The organism is Streptomyces ossamyceticus, assembly GCF_001418475.1.
In the GTDB taxonomy this organism is placed as follows: Bacteria; Actinomycetota; Actinomycetes; order Streptomycetales; family Streptomycetaceae; genus Streptomyces; species Streptomyces ossamyceticus.
The window spans coordinates 1-1,231 of the sequence record NZ_LIQX01000960.1; the positions used below are offsets into that span (position 1 = coordinate 1).

Sequence of the window (1,231 nt, forward strand, 5' to 3'; positions counted from 1 at the left end):
GCTCGCCGGAGGTGGCGAAGGTCGGGCCGTGGGCGAGGTAGGAGGCCAGGGAGACCGTGCAGGTCGTGGCGTCGGCGGCGGCGCGGACCGTGATGTGGACCTTGCCGTCCTCGGTGGGCTTGAGGTTCTGGTCGTCGAGCTTGACCCAGTCGGCGAACTTCACGCCGTCCAGGGAGAACTCGCAGCGGTCGGTCTCGGTGGCCGTGCCCGCGCCCTGGCCGGGGGCGTAGCTCTTCTCACCCCAGCCGTCGCCGCCGGGGCCGGTGGCCCAGGCGGAGCCGGAGGCGGCGGCGGTCAGGGCGAGGGCGGCTGCGCCCGTACCGAGCAGGCGGCGCATGGTGACACGTCTCGCTATGGACATGCAGATCCCATTCTCGAGCTTGGCGGTGCGAGACCCCGGGCACGGCGGCGGGCGCGCGACGGCACAGGGCAGCACCGGGGTCACCGGGGCCGCGCCGGGGTGTGAGGTCGTCGAAGAGACACCGGGCCCACTGGTCTTATGAGCCGCAGAGTGAGCACATCGTTTACCACCGAGTAGGGGCTGTCAACCTCGGGAAACGGGAGGTCACTTGGGTCCGTGCGGAGATGTGCACACGGGGGGCACACATTCGGGACACATGGGGAATCCTGTGCTCCGGTGGCGCCATGGGCTCCCCATGAACCCCCCGCCGACTGCCCACCGGCGCGCAAAGTCTTCACCAACGAGCGCCGCCCGACGGGTGAGCGGCGTGGCGGAATTTGACAACGTCCGACCCGCTCCCGACTCTACGTTCATGACATCCATTTTCATTTATGGTGCCGTGTCCGTCGCGCGCGCCGCCGAGCGGGGTGGCCGTCCGTGCGTGTCGCGTTCGTAGGGAAGGGCGGCAGCGGCAAGACCACGCTGTCCGCGCTCTTCGCCCGCCATCTCGCCCGGAGCGGCGCCCCGCTCGTGGCGATCGACGGGGACATCAACCAGCATCTGGCACACGCGCTCGGCCTCGACGAGGACGAGACGTTCGGCGCCCCGCCGCTCAGCTCCCGCACCGGTGAGATCAAGGACCACCTGCGCGGCGCCAACCCGCGGATCGTCTCCCGCGACGCCATGGTCAAGACGACGCCGCCCGGCCGGGGTTGTGAACTGCTCAAGGTTGAGTGCGCACAAGCATGTTCTATCGCGTATGAGTGTGTGCCCGGGCTGCTTCCCGCATGACCTCACGGGTGTGAACGAAGGTTCCTCGGTCGAATGCGT

At 69.3% G+C, this 1,231-nt stretch carries 2 pseudogenes; one reads left to right on the top strand and one right to left on the bottom strand.

Annotation, left to right across the window (positions count from 1 at the left end):
- Positions 1-361, bottom strand: a pseudogene (locus AOK15_RS40970) (hypothetical protein); the annotation flags it as partial.
- Positions 362-838: 477 nt separating this feature from the next.
- Between AOK15_RS40970 and AOK15_RS40975 the strand changes: the two are divergent.
- A pseudogene (locus AOK15_RS40975) lies at positions 839-1,132 on the top strand (nucleotide-binding protein); the annotation flags it as partial.
- Positions 1,133-1,231 lie beyond the last annotated feature (99 nt).